18 protein-coding genes are annotated in these 17,429 nt (G+C 67.9%); 11 read left to right on the top strand and 7 right to left on the bottom strand.

The features are described from left to right. Positions 1-514 precede the first annotated feature (514 nt). Positions 515-1,897 (top strand): M23 family metallopeptidase, encoded by a 1,383-nt coding sequence (locus FZ029_RS15785; protein ID WP_149270027.1) that lies wholly within the window; start codon positions 515-517, stop codon positions 1,895-1,897. 42 nt (positions 1,898-1,939) lie between these two features. On the opposite strand, the gene FZ029_RS33020 is transcribed toward FZ029_RS15785, so the two are convergent. The 4 genes from FZ029_RS33020 to FZ029_RS15770 all read right to left on the bottom strand — a co-directional run bounded on the left by FZ029_RS33020 (position 1,940) and on the right by FZ029_RS15770 (position 4,782). Next, positions 1,940-2,113 (bottom strand): hypothetical protein, encoded by a 174-nt coding sequence (locus tag FZ029_RS33020; RefSeq protein ID WP_158281987.1) that lies wholly within the window; start codon positions 2,111-2,113, stop codon positions 1,940-1,942. 89 nt (positions 2,114-2,202) lie between these two features. Then, complete coding sequence (locus FZ029_RS15780) at positions 2,203-3,162, bottom strand: GNAT family N-acetyltransferase (protein ID WP_149270026.1); 960 nt, start codon at positions 3,160-3,162, stop codon at positions 2,203-2,205. A gap of 29 nt (positions 3,163-3,191) precedes the next feature. Further along, positions 3,192-4,052: a flagellar motor stator protein MotA gene (gene motA / locus FZ029_RS15775; protein ID WP_109074851.1), complete on the bottom strand. Its 861-nt coding sequence runs from the start codon at positions 4,050-4,052 to the stop codon at positions 3,192-3,194. Between the two features lie 355 nt (positions 4,053-4,407). Further along, entirely contained in the window at positions 4,408-4,782 is a 375-nt protein-coding gene (locus FZ029_RS15770) for a hypothetical protein (RefSeq protein WP_188051953.1), read from the bottom strand. 359 nt (positions 4,783-5,141) lie between these two features. Here FZ029_RS15770 and FZ029_RS15765 point away from each other — a divergent pair, with 359 nt between their 5' ends. Beyond that, positions 5,142-5,732 carry a glutathione peroxidase gene (locus FZ029_RS15765; RefSeq protein WP_149270025.1) on the top strand — a complete coding sequence of 197 codons (591 nt, stop codon included), beginning with the start codon at positions 5,142-5,144 and terminating at the stop codon, positions 5,730-5,732. A gap of 105 nt (positions 5,733-5,837) precedes the next feature. On the opposite strand, the gene ccmB is transcribed toward FZ029_RS15765, so the two are convergent. Both ccmB and ccmA read right to left on the bottom strand, forming a co-directional pair. After that, positions 5,838-6,503 carry a heme exporter protein CcmB gene (ccmB, locus tag FZ029_RS15760; RefSeq protein ID WP_098740972.1) on the bottom strand — a complete coding sequence of 222 codons (666 nt, stop codon included), beginning with the start codon at positions 6,501-6,503 and terminating at the stop codon, positions 5,838-5,840. Then, positions 6,500-7,183: a heme ABC exporter ATP-binding protein CcmA gene (ccmA, locus tag FZ029_RS15755; RefSeq protein WP_149270024.1), complete on the bottom strand. Its 684-nt coding sequence runs from the start codon at positions 7,181-7,183 to the stop codon at positions 6,500-6,502. Before ccmA ends, ccmB begins: the two co-directional genes overlap by 4 nt. 566 nt (positions 7,184-7,749) lie before the next feature. Between ccmA and FZ029_RS15750 the strand changes: the two genes are divergently transcribed. From FZ029_RS15750 to FZ029_RS15730, 5 genes are all read left to right on the top strand, one after another. Beyond that, complete coding sequence (locus FZ029_RS15750; protein ID WP_247892322.1) at positions 7,750-9,429, top strand: putative transporter; 1,680 nt, start codon at positions 7,750-7,752, stop codon at positions 9,427-9,429. Between the two features lie 180 nt (positions 9,430-9,609). Beyond that, positions 9,610-10,416, top strand: coding sequence for an ATP-binding cassette domain-containing protein (locus FZ029_RS15745; RefSeq protein WP_109074854.1), 807 nt, complete (start codon positions 9,610-9,612; stop codon positions 10,414-10,416). A gap of 85 nt (positions 10,417-10,501) precedes the next feature. Next, positions 10,502-11,356: a lysine/arginine/ornithine ABC transporter substrate-binding protein gene (locus FZ029_RS15740; protein WP_246457627.1), complete on the top strand. Its 855-nt coding sequence runs from the start codon at positions 10,502-10,504 to the stop codon at positions 11,354-11,356. Positions 11,357-11,539: 183 nt separating this feature from the next. Then, positions 11,540-12,244: an ABC transporter permease gene (locus FZ029_RS15735; RefSeq protein ID WP_149200884.1), complete on the top strand. Its 705-nt coding sequence runs from the start codon at positions 11,540-11,542 to the stop codon at positions 12,242-12,244. Between the two features lie 4 nt (positions 12,245-12,248). Then, positions 12,249-12,938 (top strand): ABC transporter permease, encoded by a 690-nt coding sequence (locus tag FZ029_RS15730; protein WP_149270023.1) that lies wholly within the window; start codon positions 12,249-12,251, stop codon positions 12,936-12,938. A 58-nt stretch (positions 12,939-12,996) separates the two neighbouring features. Here FZ029_RS15730 and FZ029_RS15725 read toward each other — a convergent pair whose 3' ends face one another. Further along, the gene (locus FZ029_RS15725; protein WP_247892321.1) at positions 12,997-14,154 is read right to left on the bottom strand and encodes a penicillin-binding protein activator; all 1,158 of its coding nucleotides are present in this window, start codon (positions 14,152-14,154) and stop codon (positions 12,997-12,999) included. Between the two features lie 116 nt (positions 14,155-14,270). Between FZ029_RS15725 and rsmI the strand changes: the two genes are divergently transcribed. The 4 genes from rsmI to gshB are packed head-to-tail and all read left to right on the top strand — an operon-like array spanning position 14,271 to position 17,388. Then, positions 14,271-15,176, top strand: coding sequence for a 16S rRNA (cytidine(1402)-2'-O)-methyltransferase (gene rsmI, locus FZ029_RS15720; RefSeq protein ID WP_247892320.1), 906 nt, complete (start codon positions 14,271-14,273; stop codon positions 15,174-15,176). Continuing rightward, entirely contained in the window at positions 15,173-15,541 is a 369-nt protein-coding gene (locus FZ029_RS15715; protein WP_085090497.1) for a YraN family protein, read from the top strand. Before rsmI ends, FZ029_RS15715 begins: the two co-directional genes overlap by 4 nt. A 27-nt stretch (positions 15,542-15,568) precedes the next feature. Then, the gene (locus FZ029_RS15710; protein ID WP_149270020.1) at positions 15,569-16,411 is read left to right on the top strand and encodes a transglutaminase-like domain-containing protein; all 843 of its coding nucleotides are present in this window, start codon (positions 15,569-15,571) and stop codon (positions 16,409-16,411) included. Between the two features lie 29 nt (positions 16,412-16,440). Beyond that, positions 16,441-17,388, top strand: coding sequence for a glutathione synthase (gshB, locus tag FZ029_RS15705; protein WP_149270019.1), 948 nt, complete (start codon positions 16,441-16,443; stop codon positions 17,386-17,388). Positions 17,389-17,429: the final 41 nt, after the last annotated feature.

Below are 17,429 nucleotides of genomic sequence, written 5' to 3'. Positions count from 1 at the left end.
AAGAACCCGCAACGCTGAGACGCGTCGCACCGGCCGCTCTTCCGCATCCCCTTCTTCAGGAGGATCGGGTCAGAGTGACCGGAGAATTTCGGTCGAAGCCGGAAGACCAAAACCGCTAAGCTGCTGTTTTCTCTTCCGTTTCTACCGCCGCCGCTGCGCCTCGTTCAGCGCCCCGCCGTCGGTGGAGCGGTTTATAGGCGCCCGCCCCCAAACCACGCAAGCGCTTTTTTGCGCTTCGATGAAAAATTCCTGACGGTTCGTTTTTCACCGGAGCCCGCACCGGATTCAGTGTAAGGGAACGACCCACCAACCGCGGCGTGGCCGGCGACCGTCCGAGCGCGCCAATCCATAGTGTTCCCATAGGGTTCACCCAGAGCCCACCCCTGCGGTCTTGTGTCGGTTGACAGGGTCGGACCGGTCCAGCATCGTCCGATCCATAGGCTTAACACCTTTGGTGACGGCCATCGCCGACAGCCCGCTGGGCGGCCCCGGGGGTTATAGGAGGAGGACGACGGTGCGTTCGAGGCTCTCCCGCCTTCCCACGCTCGCCTTGCTTGCCATCATCTCGGCCGCTGCGTTGGCGCCTGCGACGGTTGTCGCCCGCAACGCGGATGCGCCGAATGGCCGGGCTCCCCATGCTTTCAAGCCGGCGGTGAAGCCGAACATGGGCGCGGAAAGCAATTCCGAGGCGAAGGACGATGACGGGGACGGGGAACGCGCCACCGGACCGGTCGACCGCCGCACCCTGTCCATCGGCCGCGGCGATACGCTGATGGATCTGCTGTCCACCGCCAATGTGCCGACCAACGACGCCCACGATGCGGTGGCCGCATTGCGCGAGGTCTACAACCCGCGCCGTCTCCAGGTCGGCCAGCATGTGACGGTCCTGTTCGAACCGCGTCGCGGCGGTGCCCGCAAGTTCGTCGGGTTCGAATTCGCCCCGGATCCGCTGCGGTCGGTGTCGATCGCGCGCAAGGGCGACGCCGGCTTCACCTCCAGCCAGATCGAGAAGCCGGTCACGCGCAAGCCGGTGGCGGCCCAGGGCGTGATCCGCTCCAGCCTGTTCGAGGCGGGAGCCCAGTCCGGGGTGCCGATCTCGGTCATGATGGCGTTCATCCAGAACTTCTCCTACGACGTCGATTTCCAGCGCGACCTGCAGCCGGGCGACCGTTTCGAGGTTCTATATGAGAAGCTGGTCACCGCCGAAGGCAAGGAGGCCGGCGAAGGCGAGTTGCTGTATGCCTCGCTGACGCTGAGCGGCGACGACATGCCGATCTACCGCTTCAAGACCCGCGACGGGCGGATCGACTATTACAATGGCGACGGCGAAAGCATCCGCCGCGCCCTGCTGCGCACGCCCATCGACGGTGCCCGCATCACTTCCGGTTTCGGCATGCGCCACCACCCGATCCTGGGCTTCAGCAAGATGCACAAGGGCGTGGATTTCGGGGCGCCGACCGGGACCCCGATCTATGCGGCCGGACGCGGCACCATCGAGATCGCGGAACGCAGCAGCTCCTACGGCAACTATGTCCGCATCCGCCACAACACCGAGATTTCGACCGCTTACGCCCATATGAGCCGCTTCGCCAAGTCGATCCAGCGTGGCGCGCGGGTCGATCAGGGCGATATCATCGGCTATGTCGGCACCACCGGACGGTCGACCGGGCCGCACCTGCATTACGAGGTGCTGAAGGCGGGGCATCAGGTGAACCCGCGCTCCGTCGATCTGCCGACCGGCGAGAAGCTGGAGGGGCGGGAGCTTCAGGCCTTCCAGCAGGCCCGGCGGTCGATCGAGAAGATGTTCGACGACAGCCGCGGCGGCCTGCAGCTGGCGCGCACCCCGGCACCGGCGTCGGCGGAGGAAAAGGGCTGCAACAAGGCGAGCAGTTGCTGACCCGATGGTAAGCAACCCGGCGGCGGAGGCCGCCGGCGCCCCCTATTCCTTGTTCATCATGTTGCGGATGGCGCCGACGAACTGGCGGGCGGTGTTCTCGTCCTCCAGCATCTTCTGCAGCTTGTCACGGATGATCATCGCCTTCGGCCGCTGCTGCATGGCGCGTTCGATGGCGACATCGGCTTCGCCGGGCTTCAGGGGTTCGAGGTCTGACATGGCGGACATCCCGTGCGGTAAGGGCGTGTCGAGTCGGCACGCAGGTAAGGATAGCCGGAACCGCCCCGGCCATCATCAGGCAAAGCGCATCAGCGGTATTGGCCGACCGTCTCCACCGCCTCTCCGCCGGTGCCGAGCTTGAACTCGGTGACGCCGGGGGCGGTGTCGGGATTGATGCCGCCGAGATCGAGCGCGCGGACTCCATGCTGCTTCAGCTCCTGCATGGCCTTCCACAGCACCAGCCGCATGGCGCCGCTCTTGCGGCCCGCTTCGTTGGCCCAACTGATCTGACTGGTGGCGCAGACGCCGTGGCGGAAGAACAGGCCGCAAGCAAGCGGTGTGCGGCCGTCGAGCGCCGTCACCATCACCACGCCGTCATTGCGGCCACCGCCCTTGACCATGGCGTTGCGCAGGCGGACGGCCAGCGGCCCGGTCATGGCACGAAAGCCCTTCTCCAGCGCCTGGTCATGCTCCTGCTTCATCAGCCAGGGCAGGTTGTCGGCCTTCCAGTCGGTGTCGAGGACAAGGCCGGCCTTCTCCGCCCCGCGCAGACGCTGCCGCCAGTCGCGGGCGAAGCCGGCGCGCATCGCCTCCTCGTTGCGGGTCAGGTCGAACCAGACCGTCCGATAGCCGGGACCGACCTTGCGGAAGCCGCAACGGGCGAGCAGCGCCTCCGTCTCCGGCGCGGCCGGCAGTTCCGGCAACAGGCTGGCGCGGCTGAGCGGCGACCGCGGGCAGGCACGGCGCAGCAGGCGGAACACCGCTTCCAGTGTGTCGGCATCGGGGATCGTGCCGTCCAGCCAAAGCGGGCCGCGGTAGCATTGGCGATCGTGGAAGATCTTCACCATGCGGCGGTCGAGCGTCTGGACGAGGCCGACCGGCTCGCCCACTCGGCGGATCACGCCAAGACGCGGGACATGACCATAGGTGCGGCCCATGGCGCGGCCATAGGCGAAGCTCTGCAGCAGGGTGGAGCGCGGAACGCGGGCGAACAGGGCGTCCCATTCGCCGACCGTTCCCTCGTTCCAGGCGATGTCGATGTCCGGCATCGGGACCCTCGGTCGATCAGGACAAGGGGTCAGGCCGGCGGCAGGGCGGAGGTCGCCTCTTCCACCTGGGCGAAGGTCGGGCGGTATTCCGGCTCCAGCACGTTGCGGGCGTATTCCACCGAAATGGCGGGCGCGTAACCGGAGAGATGGGCGATCAGGCCAGTCTTCATCGCCTGATAATACTTGCCTTCCGCGTGATAGATGTTCTTCAGGCCGCTGGCGATGGGGGCGAGGAAGCCGTAGGCGACCAGAATGCCGGTGAAGGTGCCGACCAGCGCGCCGCCGATCAGCTTGCCCAGCACTTCCGGCGGCTCGGTGATCGAGCCCATGGTGTGAATCACGCCCAGCACCGCCGCCACGATGCCCAGTGCCGGCACCGCGTCGGCCACCGCCTGGATGGCGTCGGCGATGCGCTGGTGTTCGTGGTGCATCGTCTCGATATCCTCGTCCATCAGGTCGACCAGCTCGTGCGGGTTGTCCGCGCCCAGCGACATCAGACGAAGATAGGTACAGAGAAAGGCGATGGCATGATGGTCGCCATAGAATTTGGGGAACTGCTGGAAGAGCGGTGAGTCTTCCGGCTTCTCGATATGCTGTTCGAGCGCCAGAAGGCCCTTGGTCTTCGCGATCTTGAAGACCTGATACATCATGGTGAGGACCTCCAGGAAGTCCTCCTTTTTGTATTTTGGACCTTTGAACAGGTGACCCAGCTCCTTGCCGGTGTGAGTCACCACGGATTTTGGATTTGCGATGAAAAAGGCACCGGCGCCGGAGCCCAGGATGATCATGAACTCGAACGGCATCCACAGCACGCCCATGTGGCCACCGCCGAGGATGTAGCCACCGAACACGCTGAAGATCACGATGCCGAAGCCGATCATCACGAACATTCGGTCTCTCCCTCCCCGATACCGACCACGGGCCGCAAGATGCTCCCAGCCGACAGATGGCCGGACATCGGTTGAGTTTCCGTGAATCACCCGAACGGCCTACCGCCTTCGCGACAGGCCGCGCGATCCTACCGGTGCAGGCGGGTCCTGTCACGAAAGGACTGACGATCCAGGCTTTTCAACGGGTGCGGTGCGGACGGCGGGGGAGGGAACGGCCGGGAGCATGCCGTGGACGGGGCGGGACGCGCGACAAGGGCACAGGATGGTCACAGCCCGGCACAGCGCTGCCGAAACGCAAAACGCTCCGGCCGCCGGGTGAGACCCGACCGCCGGAGCGTTTGGAAATCCTCGATCGTTAACGGAGCGGAATGTTCATCTGGACGCTGACGCCCGGTTGCGGCGGCGGGGCATAGATGACGGCCGGCGGCGGTGCGTAGGAGGGGGCATAGACGACGCGCGGCGGGGGCGGCGGGGCCGGAACCACGACCACCGGCGGCGGCGCGCCATAGATGACGACCGGGCCTTCGTCGTGATGGTGCTTGTGCTTGTGGTGGCCCCAGGCATGGCCGCGGCCATGCTCCCCCGGGTCGGCGAGCGACGGCGTCGACAAGGCGGCGCCGAATAGCAGCACCGCCGTGACGGCCACCGTGGCTTTGGCGGCGGCACGGGCCACCCGGCGCATCGTCGTCGGGAGCGACCGGGTGTCCTGCGTGATGGCTCCGGCGTTCATCGGCCTGTTCTCCTGGAATGGGCTTGCATCGGCGACGGGAGCGGCGGCAACCGGGCTGGCGTCCGCATACCCATTTCGATGGGATAGATTTTTATGCTCAGGCTGAGGCTCGGCCGGGTGGGACATTTTTCGGGCGCTGTTCGGTGGACAAGGACGGTTGCAAGGATGGCGACGATCGATCGCCGCGTATCCTTACCTATCAACTGTCGATCCGCGGGCACCGTGGCTACCCGTCCGAAAGGGGTAGACCCGATGCGACCGGCGGCGGCCGATCTCTTCATGATCCGATAGGCGCCGAAGCTCGTATCGGGCATCGTATGTGTAAGGATGCAAAGCCCTCCAGCCGCCGAGCCCTACCGATGACCGTCCGAACCCGACTTCGCACCGTCGCCATGGCGGCGGTCCTTTCCGTGATGGGAGCCGCCAGCGCCATGGCCGCAAGCAGCGCCGCCACAATCAACGCCTACGACTTCACCTTCCAGGGCATCGACGGCCGGCCGCTGCCGCTGTCGCAGTTTAAGGGGAAGGCGGTCCTGGTGGTCAACACCGCCTCGCAGTGCGGATTCACCCCGCAATACAAGGGGCTGGAGGCGCTGTGGCAGCGCTACCGCGACCGCGGGCTGGTGGTGGTCGGCGTGCCTTCGGACGATTTCGGCGGCCAGGAGCCGGGGAGCGCCAACCAGATCAAGGATTTCTGCGAGGTCAACTATCGGATCGACTTCCCGCTGACCGACAAGACGGTGGTATCGGGCGACGGCGCCCATCCCTTCTACCGCTGGGCGGCCGACGAACTGGGCTTCCTCGCCAAGCCGCGCTGGAACTTCCACAAATATCTGATCGGGCCGGACGGCAAGCTGGTGTCCTGGTTCTCCACCATGACCGACCCCGAGTCGGACAAGGTGCGCGAGGCGATCGAGAAGCTGCTGCCGGAGAAGGCGTCGAGGTCCTAGATCGGATCGCGTAAAATCGGAATCGATTTGGAGCGTGAATCCGATCGCCAAACATGAAGCCACAGTGTCGTGCGTTTCATATCAAACGCACGACACTGTGGCTCCCTACTCCACCGCCTGCCGCAGGGCCGCGGCCCCGGCCCAGGGGGCCAGCGGCAGGGCGGCGGCGAGGATGCCGGCGAGAAGCAGCAGGTGCGGGCGCGGGGTCAGCCCGTTGATGGCGGCGTCGATGGCGCCGGCGCCGAAGATCAGCACGGGAATGTAGAGCGGCAGGATCAGCAGCGACAGCAGCACGCCGCCGCGGCGCGCGCCCAGCGTCAGCGCCGCCCCGATGGCACCGATCAGGCTGAGGATCGGCGTGCCAAGCGTCAGCGTCAGCACCAGCACGCCGAACCCTTGCGCATCCATGTTCAGCAGAACGGCCAGCAGCGGCGCGGCGACGATCAGCGGCACGCCGGTGACCAGCCAATGGGCCAGCGTCTTCGCCAGCACCGCAGCCTCCAGCGGCAGGGGAGAGAGCGAGAGCAGTTCCAGCGACCCGTCCTCGTAATCGGTCTGGAACAGCCGCTCCAGCGACAGCAGCGAGGCGAGCAGCGCCGCCACCCAGATCACGCCGGCGGCGATGCGGGCGAGGATGTTCGGCTCCGGCCCGACGCCGAAGGGGAACAGCACCACGCACAGCACGAAGAACATGACGGCGATGGTGGCGTCGGACCCCTGGCGCAGGGCCAGCCGCAGGTCGCGCGCGACAAGGCGCAGGAAACGGCTCATGGCGCGGCCCCCTCTTCCTCATGGTCTTCGTCGCTGGCCTCTTCGTCGTCGGCGTAGGGGGCGAACTCGTCCAGATGCAGTTCCTCGCCGCCGGGGGTGGCGATGTCGGTGTGGGTGGACAGCACCACCATGCCGCCCTGGGCGCGATGTTCGGCGATCAGCCCCTCGAACAGGGCGATGGCGGCGCGGTCGAGCGCCACGGTCGGCTCGTCCAGCAGCCACAGCGTCGCCGGTGCCGCCAGCAGCCGGGCGAGGTTCAGCCGGCGCTTCTGACCGGCCGACAGATAGCGGCCCGGCACCCCGGCGATGTGCGGCACCCCCAGCCGGTCGAGCGCGGACCGCGCGTTGGCGACCGGGTCGGCGGCACCGGCCAGTGCCGCCCAGAAGGCGAGATTCTCCGCCGCCGTCAGCACCGGCTTCACCGCGTCGAGATGACCGACATACTGCACCCGCGACCGGTGGCCGTCGGGATCCTCGGAAACCGGCACCCCGTCCCAGTCCAGCGTCCCGCGCAGCGGCTTCAGCAGCCCGGCCATCACCCGCAGCAGGCTGGACTTGCCGCTGCCGTTGGGGCCGAGCAGCACCAGCGCACCGCCGGGGGCGATGCGGAACTCCAACGCGGTGAAGACCAGACGGTCGCCACGCAGGCAGGTCAGCTCTGATCCGGCAAAGACGGGCATGGGAACGGGTCGCGCTTCCGGTTGAGGGAGGCGCTGCTATAGCACAGCGGGACGGGAAAGCCGGAGCAAGAATGCTGTCGCAGCCTCCCGCCGCCGCCCCGCCCGAAAGAACCCACCCAAAAGAAAAGGCCACCGCGAGGGGGTTCTCGCGATGGCCTTGCGTCCGGCCGGGTCCGGCCGGTCGATACCTTGTGGAACAGCTTCCATTCGTCGCTGCGGTGGCGCTAGGGGGAACGCCGGTGCGCGACCTGCGGAGCCGGTTGCTTGAGACATGATCTATGGGAAGAAAATGGCAAAATTTGGATGGAGTTCGAGGAATCGGACGCCGCCCGATGACGGGCCGCATGCCTCGCAGCGCTACACTTCCATGCGTTCGCCGCAGCGCCGGGTGCCGGGATTGTCACGGCTAAAGGCCGTGCACTTGTTCTGAATCAACGCCTTGCCCGCGGTCCTGCCGCATCGTCGCGCCAATCTGTCCCGATCGAAGGGGGAGCGCCGCATTCATCCGGGCTCCCACCGAACGCGGCGGCGGTTTGCCCAAATGTGTTCAGGAAGCGAGTTGCTCCATGTCGGCTTTCGCAGACATTCTCCAGGCCATGCCGCCGATCGCGCGGGTGGTGCTCATGCTCGGTCTCGTGTCGGCGGCGGGCGTGGCGCTCGGCCATATCAAGATCCGCGGGGTCGGGCTGGGCATCGGCGGCGTGCTGTTCTCCGGCATCGCCGGCGGCCACATCGCCAAGCAGGCGGGCATCGCCTTCAACCCGGAGATGATGGACTTCATCCGCGACTTCGGCCTGATCCTGTTCGTCTACACCATCGGCATCCAGGTCGGCCCCGGTTTCTTCGCCGCGCTCCGCCGCAGCGGGCTGGCGCTGAACGGGCTGGCCCTGCTGATGGTGGGGTCCAGCATCCTGCTGACCGCGGCGCTGGTGTCGTCGGGGGCGCTGTCGCTGGGGTCCTCGCTCGGCGTGTTCGCCGGCGCGGTGACCAACGCCCCGGCGCTGGCCGCCACCCAGCAGGTGCTGACGGAGGTCGGGGCCGATGCGGCGGTGATGGCCCTGCCCGGCCTTGCCTTCGCCGTCACCTACCCCTTCGGCATCGCCGGCAACCTGCTGTCGATGGCAGCCGTCCGCATCCTGTTCCGCATCGACCCGGAGGCCGAGGCCGCCCGCTTCGAGGAATGCCGCCGCGCCGAGGTGTCGACGCTGGAGACCATGGACCTGACCCTGCGCAACCGGGAGCTTGAGGGCCGGCCGCTCGGGTCCATCGACGCGCTGTGCGACCATGGGGTGGTCGCCTCCCGCCTGCTGCGCGACGGCACGCTTTGCGTCCCCCACAACAACACCTGCCTGAAGCTGGGCGACGTGCTGCATGTGGTCGGGCCGCGGCCGAAGCTGGAGCAGGTGCGGACCCTGCTGGGGCAGGAGTTCGACCGGCCGCTGACCACCAAGGGCACCGACCTGAAGTGGGAGCGCATCGTCGTCACCAACAACGCGGTGCTGGGCAAGTCGATCGCCGCCCTGAACCTCCAGGACGCCCATGACGTGGTGGTCAGCCGCGTCAACCGCTCGGGCGTGGAACTGGTGCCGACCCCGGCGCTGAAGCTGCAGTTCGGCGACATCCTGACGGTGATCGGCCGGCCGGACAGCCTCGCCGCCGTCGGCCGGGTCTTCGGCAACTCCGCCCGCAAGCTGCAGCAGGTGGAGATGATCCCGATGTTCCTGGGCATCGCGCTGGGCGCGGCGCTCGGCGCCATCCCGATCTTCCTGCCGGGCATGCCGGCGCCGCTGCGCCTCGGCCTCGCCGGCGGGCCGCTGATCGTGGCGCTGATCCTGGGCCGCGTCGGCCATGTCGGGCCGCTGGTGTGGTTCATGCCGCCGGCCGCCAACCTCGCCTTGCGCGAGATCGGCATCATCCTGTTCCTGGCCGTGCTGGGCATCGCGTCGGGCGACCGCTTCGTCGCCACGCTGGCGAGCGGCGCCGGCTGGCCGTGGATGATGTGGGGCGTGCTGGTGACGCTGGTGCCGCTGCTGCTGACCGGGCTGGTCGCGCGCGGGCTGATGAAGCTGAACTTCCTGACCATCTGCGGCGTGCTGGCCGGGTCGCAGACCAACCCGCCGGGACTGGCCTATGCCAACGCGCTGGTCGCGTCGGAGGCTCCGGCGCTGGCCTACGCCACCGTCTATCCGCTGGCGATGTGCCTGCGTATCCTGGGGCCGCAGATTCTGGTACTTTTGTTGTGGTGACGCACTGTTTTCGGACACAAGCGGCTTGACGTGCATTTGATGTGAAATCTGCGTTGCGAAACGCGCATGCCCCGGTCTAGCCTGTGCCGCAATGGTCATACCGACGCCCTGGCCGGCCGCATCGGCCCGCCGCGGCGGCGCGACCGTCATCCGCCACCCGAACCAGCCGGTTTTTCGCGCATGCACCGTCACCCGCCAGTCAGCGAGTCCGCTCCCGCCGCCGTCGTCGTGGAGGATCTGCACAAGCGGTTCGGCGAGCTGGAGGTGCTGAAGGGCGTCTCGCTGACCGCCCGCGAGGGCGACGTCATCACGTTGATCGGCTCGTCGGGCTCGGGCAAGAGCACGTTGCTGCGCTGCATCAACATGCTGGAGATCCCGGACGACGGACGGGTCGTCATCGGCGGCGAGGCCATCGCGCTGAAGAAGACGCGCGGCGGTGCCAGCGTCCCCGCCGACACCCGTCAGGTGGAGCGCATCCGCACCAGCCTCGGCATGGTGTTCCAGAGCTTCAATCTCTGGACCCACATGACCATCCTGCAGAACGTGATCGAGGCGCCGGTGCATGTGCTGGGGGTGCCGAAGGCGGAAGCCATCGACCGCGCCCGCATGCTGCTGGACAAGGTCGGCATCCTGGCGAAGGCCGACGCCTATCCGGTCCAGCTGTCGGGCGGCCAGCAGCAGCGCGCCGCCATCGCCCGCGCGCTCGCCATGCAGCCCAAGGTCATGCTGTTCGACGAGCCGACCTCGGCGCTCGACCCCGAACTGGTCGGCGAGGTTCTGCGCGTCATCCGCCAACTGGCGGACGAAGGCAACACGATGATCCTGGTGACGCACGAGATGGGCTTCGCCCGCGAAGTGGCGTCCAAGGTGGTTTTCCTGCACCAGGGGCGGATCGAGGAGGAGGGGTCACCCGACAAGGTGCTGACCGACCCCGACTCGGACCGGGTGCGGCAGTTCCTCTCGCGCCATCTGTCCGGCGCGGCGTGAGGGGACGAGGCAGAGGGCAGGACCGGACCGTCAGAAACAGCCCGGCCCCGACAGGGGCGAGAGAACGGGCGAACCGAACAGAGGAGTGTGTTCGTTGAAGAAGATCGTTTCGGCCCTGGCGCTCGGCGCCATGATGGCTGTGGCCGCGGCAGGCGCCGCCAACGCCAAGGAATGGAAGACGGTCCGCATCGCCAGCGAGGGCGCCTATCCTCCGTGGAACGCCACCGACACCTCGGGCAAGCTGACCGGCTTCGAGGTCGATCTCGGCAACGACCTGTGCAAGCGCATGAAGGTCACCTGCGAGTTCGTCGCCCAGGATTGGGACGGCATCATCCCGGCCCTGCAGCAGGGCAAGTATGACGCCATCATGTCGGCGATGACCATCACCGACGAGCGCAAGAAGGTCATCGACTTCTCGATCCCCTACGGCACCGAGCCGTCGGTGTTCGCCGTGATGGCCAACTCGCCGCTGGCCAAGTCGCTGGCGCTCGGCGCCGACCGCGTCGACCTGAACGACCAGGGCAAGGCCAAGCCGGTGCTGGAGAAGCTGGCCGACGCCCTGAAGGGCAAGTCCGTCGGCGTCCAGGTGTCGACCATCCAGGCCGACTTCATGGACAAGCATCTGCCGAAGGTGACCATGCGCACCTACGACAAGATCGACAATGCCGGCATCGATCTCAGCTCCGGCCGCGTCGACGCCATGCTGGGCGACCGTTCGGTGGTCGAGGCGGTGGTGAAGGCCACGCCGGACAAGATGGTCATCGTCGGCCCGAACTTCATCGGCGGCGTGATCGGCGAGGGCATGGGCGTCGGCCTGCGCAAGGACACCGCCGACCTGAAGGCGATGTTCGACAAGGCCATCGCCGAGGCGCTGAAGGACGGCACCGTCAAGAAGCTGAGCACCCAGCATTTCGGCTACGACATCTCCCCGACCAAGTAAGGGGACCAAGCAAGGCGGGCCTTCGGCCCTCCTTCCTGATCGGAACGGCGCCCGGCGGCCTTCGCGGCAACCGGGCGCCGGTCGTTCCCCAGGTCGATACCTGTCATCGCTTGATTTCCGTTCGCTGAACCCCGTACGGCCGGCCGTCCTCGCCGCGCCCGGCGGGCCTTACCGGGCGTGCCAATGCTGGAACTCCTTTCCTTCGGTCCCAACGGTTGGGGCGGACAGCTTCTGATGGGCACCGCGATGACCGTCGCGGTCGCCGTGTCGGCCTTCGCCTTCGGCATCGTCGTCGGATCGCTCGGCGCCTCGGCCAAGCTCAGCCATTCCCTGGCGCTGAACGTCCTGGCCGACTTCTACACCACCATCGTCCGCGGTATCCCCGAACTGCTGGTGATCTATCTGCTGTTCTTCGGCGGCAGCGGGGTCGCGACCTCCATCGCCGCCGCCTTCGGTTATGACGGCCGGGTCGACCTGAACGCCTTCACCATCGGCGTGCTGGCGGTCGGGCTGATCTCCGGCGCCTATTCGACGGAGGTGATCCGCGGTGCGGTGCAGTCCGTCCCCTTCGGCCAGATCGAGGCGGCGCGGGCCTGCGGCATGAGCCGCTGGCTGATCCTGCGCCGGGTGCTGGTGCCGCAGACCCTGCGCTTCGCCCTGCCCGGTCTCGGCAATGTCTGGCAGCTGACGCTGAAGGACACCGCGCTCGTGTCGGTGACGGCGCTGGCCGAGCTGATGCGGGTGACCCATCTGGCGGCGGGCGCCACGCGCCAGCCCTTCCTGTTCTACGGCACCGCGGCCGTGCTCTATCTGCTGCTGACCACCATTTCGACGGCGCTGTTCAACCGCGCCGAAATCTCCGCCAATCGCGGCGTCCGGAGGGCCTGAGGCCATGAACTGGCAACTGATGTGGGACAGCCTGCCCCGCATGCTCGGCGGCCTGTCGCTGACGCTGCAGCTGATCCTGGGTTCGCTGGCGCTGGGGGCGCTGGTCGCCTTCGCCGTCGCGCTTCTGCGGCTGTCGGGCAACCGCGTGGTGGAAAAGCTGGCAGCGGCCTATGTCTTCGTCTTCCGCGGCACGCCGCTGCTGGTGCAGATCTTCCTGGTCTATTACGGGCTCGGCCAGTTCGAATTCATCCGCGAGAGCATCCTCTGGCCCTTCCTGCGCGAGCCCTACTGGTGCGCCATCCTGGCGCTGACGCTCAACACCGGCGCTTACACCAGCGAGGTCCTGCGCGGCGCCATCCTGTCGGTGCCGCAAGGACAGGTGGAAGCGGCGCGGGCCTGCGGCATGTCGCGCGCGCTGGCCTTCCGTCGCATCGTGCTGCCGGTGGCGATCCGCCAGATGCTGCCGGCCTACGGCAACGAGGTGATCCTGATGGTCAAGGCGACCTCGCTCGCCAGCACGATCACGCTGATGGAGGTCACCGGCATCGCCCGGCGCATGATCGCCCAGACCTTCGCGGTCTTCGAGCTGTTCATCGTCGCCGGGGCGATCTATCTGGTGCTGAACTTCGTCGCCACCCGCCTGATCAAGTTCGCCGAATGGCGCCTGACCCCCTACCTGCGGGCGCGGGCGTAAGTAAGGATGGCAGTGAAAAAGCCCTCTCCCGGCTCGGGAGAGGGCTTTTTCATATCCGTCACTGCCCCAGCATCTCGAACGACGGCGGCGCCGGGTCGACCACGCGCGATCCGGTGGGCGTGATCTCCATCACCGCAAGCCCGCGTTCGACCAAGCCGTCGGCGCGCAGGCGGAACAGGCCGTCCAGCCCCTCGAAGCCGTTGGGGTTGGTCATCGCCATGCGGTCGAACGGAACCGGGCCGCCGCTGCGGGTCAGCACCGCGGCGATCGACGTCGCGTCATAGGCCAGCGTGGCGATGCGCGGCGGCTTGCGGCCATAGACCTGCTCGAACTGAGACTCGAAGCGGGCGCGGGTCTGCGGCGTCGGGGCGGCGTAAAGCGCGCCGACCAGCGCAGGCTCCTGCCCCAGCGCGCCCTGCGAACTGTCGTCCCACAGCCCGGTGCCCAGCAGCTTGACCTGCTGCGGCTGCACGCCGTTGGCGGCCAGCGCCTGGGCGATGCCCTGGGCGCGCTGCCCGCCTTCGGCCAGCATCACCGCCTGCGGCTGCGGGGTTTCCTGCGCAACCTGCTTGGCCGGGACCGACAGGTCGGTGATGGCCGGATCGTAGCGCTCGACCTGCGTGGTCATGGCGCCGAGCCGTGGCGCGATGGACTGCATGGCGTTGACCACCGCGTCGCCGTAGGGGGAGCGCGGCGCCAGCACGGTGAAGCGCGTCGCCCCGCGCGACCGGGCATAGCCGGCGACGCGGCTGACCTGATCGGCCGGGACGAAGCCCATCACGTAGGTGCCGTTGCCGGCCTGGGTGGCGTCGTTGGTGAAGGCCAGCACGTCGACGCCGGCATTCTGCGCAATGGGGCGCACCGCGGCGACATCGGCGGCGAACAGCGGACCGATGATCAGGCGGGCACCCTCGGCCAGCGCCTGGCGTGCCGCGTCGGCGGCGCCGTTCGGCGTGCCCTTGGTGTCGCGCGGCAACAGCTGCAGCTGGTCGCCGGCCATGTCGAACAGCGCCATCTGCGCGGCGTCCAGCATGGACTGGCCGATGGCGGCGCTCTGCCCGCTGAGCGGCACCAGGACCGCGACCTTGACCGGGCCTTGCGTCTCCGGCAGGGGAGCCACCGGAGCGGGAACCGGTTGCGGCGCTTGTGCCACCCGCGGCGGCGCGCTTAAAGTCGAACAGGCCGACAACAGGCCGGCGACCAACAAGGCTGCCACGCCGTGACGTTTCAGACCCTGTGAGAAAGCTGTTGCCAAGCGTGCCACCAATCGTCTCCACATCTGCTGAAACGGCCGCCGGAACCGAAGGCGAGACCCAAGGCATGGTCCCGGCCATGAGTCCGGGTGACTCGGCCGAAAGTGGCGCTCAAGGTAGCCCCCTCGCCGCGCCAAGTAAACTCGCGGGCGGACTCCATGTCGTCGCTACCCCCATCGGCAACGCCGCGGACATCACGCTGCGGGCGCTCGACACGCTGAAGCGGGCCGACGCCATCGCCTGCGAGGACACGCGCGTCACCGCAAAGCTGATGGGCATCCACGGCATCCACACCCCCTTCGTCTCCTACCACGAACACAACGCCGCAAAGATGCGTCCGGTCCTGATCGGCCGCATGAAAAAGGGTGAGGCCATCGCGCTGGTCACCGACGCCGGCACGCCGCTGGTCTCCGACCCCGGTTACAAGCTGGTGCGGGAATGCGTGGCGGAAGGCGTGGCGGTGACCACCCTGCCCGGCGCCTCGGCCCCGCTGGTGGCGCTGGTGCTGTCCGGCCTGCCGACCGACCGCTTCCTGTTCGCCGGCTTCCTGCCGAACAAGAGCAGCGCGCGGCGCGCCACCGCCGGCGAGCTGAAGGGTGTGCCCGCCACGCTGGTCTTCTTCGAATCGCCGCAGCGCCTGCCGGAGTCTCTGGCCGACCTCGCCGATATCCTGGGTCCGCGCGAGGCCGCCGTCGCCCGCGAGCTGACCAAGCTGTACGAGGAGGTGCGGCGCGGCACATTGCCGGAGCTGGCCGCCCATTATGCCGAGGCCGGCCCGCCGCGCGGCGAGGTCGTGCTGGTCATCGGCCCGCCCGGCGAGGAGGCGACGCCGGGCGAGGCCGACGTCGACGCCCTGCTGCGCGAGGCGCTGACCCGCCTGTCGGTGCGCGACGCCGCCGCCGACGTCGCCGCCCGCACCGGCCAGCACAAGCGCACCGTCTACGCCCGCGCGCTGGAACTGCAGCGGGAGGAGAAGGGCAAATGACGGACCTGGATGCGCGGCGCCTGCGCGCCGAAAGCCTCGGCCGCCGGGCGGAGGCGCTGTGCCGCCTGTCGCTGCGGCTGCGCGGCTACCGCATCCTGGCCAGCCGCCTGCGCACGCCGATGGGCGAGATCGACATCGTCGCCAAGCGCGGCAAGACCATCGCCATCGTCGAGGTGAAGGCGCGCGGCGACTGGGATACCGCCAACGAGGCGCTGAACGCCCGCCAGCGCGGCCGGCTGGCCCGCGCCGCCCATGCCTTCCTCGGCGCCAACCCGCGCTATGCCGGCTATGTCTTGCGCTTCGACGTGATGCTGGTTACCCCTTGGGCCTGGCCCCGTCATCTGGTCGATGCCTGGAGACTGTGAGGGGACGAATTTGAGGGGGCGACAGTCTTGAGCAACCGCGCGGAAGCCCGCGAAATCTTGCGCCGCATCGGCGACCAGCCGGACGACGAGATCGATCTGGCCGAAGCCGCCCTGGCGCTTGGCGCGCTGGAGCTGCCGAACGCCGACCTCGTCCCCTACCGCGCCCACATCCGCGCCATCGTCGAGGATCTGGCCGCCCGCGTCGCGGCGCAGGACCCGGCCGACGACAGGCTGGAGACGCGCATCGCGCACCTGCATGCGGTGATCGGCGGGCGCCACGGCTATTCCGGCGACCACGACACCTACGACGACCTGCAGAACGCCAACCTGCTGCGGGTGATCGACCGCCGGCGCGGCCTGCCGGTGGCGCTCGGCATCCTTTATATGCATGCCGCGCGGTCGCAGGGCTGGCCGATGGTCGGGCTGAACTTCCCCGGCCATTTCCTGGTCCGCATCGAGAAGGACGGCGCGCGCGCCATCATCGACCCCTTCAACGAGGGACAGACCCGCAGCGTCGTCGACCTGCGTGACCTGCTGAAGGCCACCGCCGGCAGTGCCGCCGAGCTGGAGCCCGGCCATTACCAGCCGGTGTCGAACCGCGACGTGCTGCTCCGCCTGCAGAACAACATCAAGCTGCGCCACCTGTCGGCCCACGAGGTGCCGAAGGCGCTGGAGGTGCTGGAGGCGATGCGCCTGTTCGCCCCGCACGAGCCGTCGCTGTGGCGCGAGACCGGCCTTCTGGAGGCCCATGCCGGCAACCTGAAGGACGCCATCACCGCGCTGGAGACCTTCATGGCGCTGACCGGCGACGACCATCACCGCCACCAGACCGCCTCGCTGATCCAGCAGTTGAAGAACCGCCTGAACTGACCCCGTTCGCAGAGGTCCGGAGACCCGTCATGAGCCTCGCCGTCGCCTTCCAGATGGACCCCATCGAGTCGATCAACATCGACACCGATTCCAGCTTCATGATGGCGCTGGAGGCGCAGAAGCGCGGCCATCGCCTGTACCACTATCACCCGCGCGACCTGATCCTGACCGGCAACCGGCTGACCGCCCGCGTGCGCGAGATGACGGTGGTGCGCCAGCGCGGCGCCCACTACACGCTGGGCGAGCCGGTGGCGACCGACCTGTCGACGATGGACGTCATCCTGCTGCGGCAGGACCCGCCCTTCGACATGGCCTACATCACCTCCACCCATCTGCTGGAGCATGTGCAGCCCAAGGTTCTGGTGGTCAACGACCCGGCCGAGGTGCGCAACGCCCCGGAAAAGCTGTTCATCACCAAGTTCCCCGACCTGATGCCGCCGACGCTGATCACCAGCGACAAGCAGGCGATCCTCGACTTCCGGGCGGAGCACAAGGACATCATCGTCAAGCCGCTGTTCGGCAACGGCGGCGCCGGCGTCTTCCACCTGAAGCCCGACGACGAGAATCTGGGATCTCTGCTGGAGCTGTTCACCCAGCTCTACCGCGAGCCGGTGATCGTGCAGAAGTACCTTCCGGAAATCCGCCAGGGCGACAAGCGCATCATCCTGGTCGACGGCGAGCCGGTGGGCGCGGTCAGCCGCATGCCGCTGGAGGGCGAGGCCCGCGCCAACTTCCACGCCGGCGGCAGCGCCCGGAAGACCGAGCTGACGGCGCGCGAGCGCGAGATGTGCGCCGCCATCGGCCCGGTCCTGCGCGAGAAGGGTCTGGTCTTCGTCGGCATCGACGTGATCGGCGACTACATGACCGAAATCAACGTCACCTCCCCCACCGGCATCCAGGAGATCAACCGCCTGGACGGCGTGCAGATCGAAGCTCTGCTTTGGGATGCCATCGAGCGCCGCCGCGCGGAGAAATAAGAGCAGCGCCGCCACGCGGGCAGGTAAGGATATGGCACGCG

It is taken from the genome of Azospirillum sp. Sh1, assembly GCF_008365135.1.
Classification (GTDB): Bacteria; Pseudomonadota; Alphaproteobacteria; order Azospirillales; family Azospirillaceae; genus Azospirillum; species Azospirillum oryzae.
Note: the sequence above shows the minus strand (reverse complement) of the source record. Positions and strands in the feature narration are given on the sequence as shown.

Coding starts and splice junctions, on each gene's coding strand:
- FZ029_RS15765 (WP_149270025.1), top strand. CDS start 5,142: ATGACCGTCCGAACCCGACTTCGCACCGTCGCCATGGCGGCGGTCCTT.
- FZ029_RS15715 (WP_085090497.1), top strand. CDS start 15,173: ATGACGGACCTGGATGCGCGGCGCCTGCGCGCCGAAAGCCTCGGCCGC.
- ccmA (WP_149270024.1), bottom strand. CDS start 7,183: ATGCCCGTCTTTGCCGGATCAGAGCTGACCTGCCTGCGTGGCGACCGT.
- FZ029_RS15770 (WP_188051953.1), bottom strand. CDS start 4,782: ATGAACGCCGGAGCCATCACGCAGGACACCCGGTCGCTCCCGACGACG.
- gshB (WP_149270019.1), top strand. CDS start 16,441: ATGAGCCTCGCCGTCGCCTTCCAGATGGACCCCATCGAGTCGATCAAC.
- FZ029_RS15735 (WP_149200884.1), top strand. CDS start 11,540: ATGCTGGAACTCCTTTCCTTCGGTCCCAACGGTTGGGGCGGACAGCTT.
- FZ029_RS15745 (WP_109074854.1), top strand. CDS start 9,610: ATGCACCGTCACCCGCCAGTCAGCGAGTCCGCTCCCGCCGCCGTCGTC.
- FZ029_RS15780 (WP_149270026.1), bottom strand. CDS start 3,162: ATGCCGGACATCGACATCGCCTGGAACGAGGGAACGGTCGGCGAATGG.
- FZ029_RS15730 (WP_149270023.1), top strand. CDS start 12,249: ATGAACTGGCAACTGATGTGGGACAGCCTGCCCCGCATGCTCGGCGGC.
- rsmI (WP_247892320.1), top strand. CDS start 14,271: ATGAGTCCGGGTGACTCGGCCGAAAGTGGCGCTCAAGGTAGCCCCCTC.
- motA (WP_109074851.1), bottom strand. CDS start 4,052: ATGTTCGTGATGATCGGCTTCGGCATCGTGATCTTCAGCGTGTTCGGT.
- FZ029_RS33020 (WP_158281987.1), bottom strand. CDS start 2,113: ATGTCAGACCTCGAACCCCTGAAGCCCGGCGAAGCCGATGTCGCCATC.
- FZ029_RS15750 (WP_247892322.1), top strand. CDS start 7,750: ATGTCGGCTTTCGCAGACATTCTCCAGGCCATGCCGCCGATCGCGCGG.
- ccmB (WP_098740972.1), bottom strand. CDS start 6,503: ATGAGCCGTTTCCTGCGCCTTGTCGCGCGCGACCTGCGGCTGGCCCTG.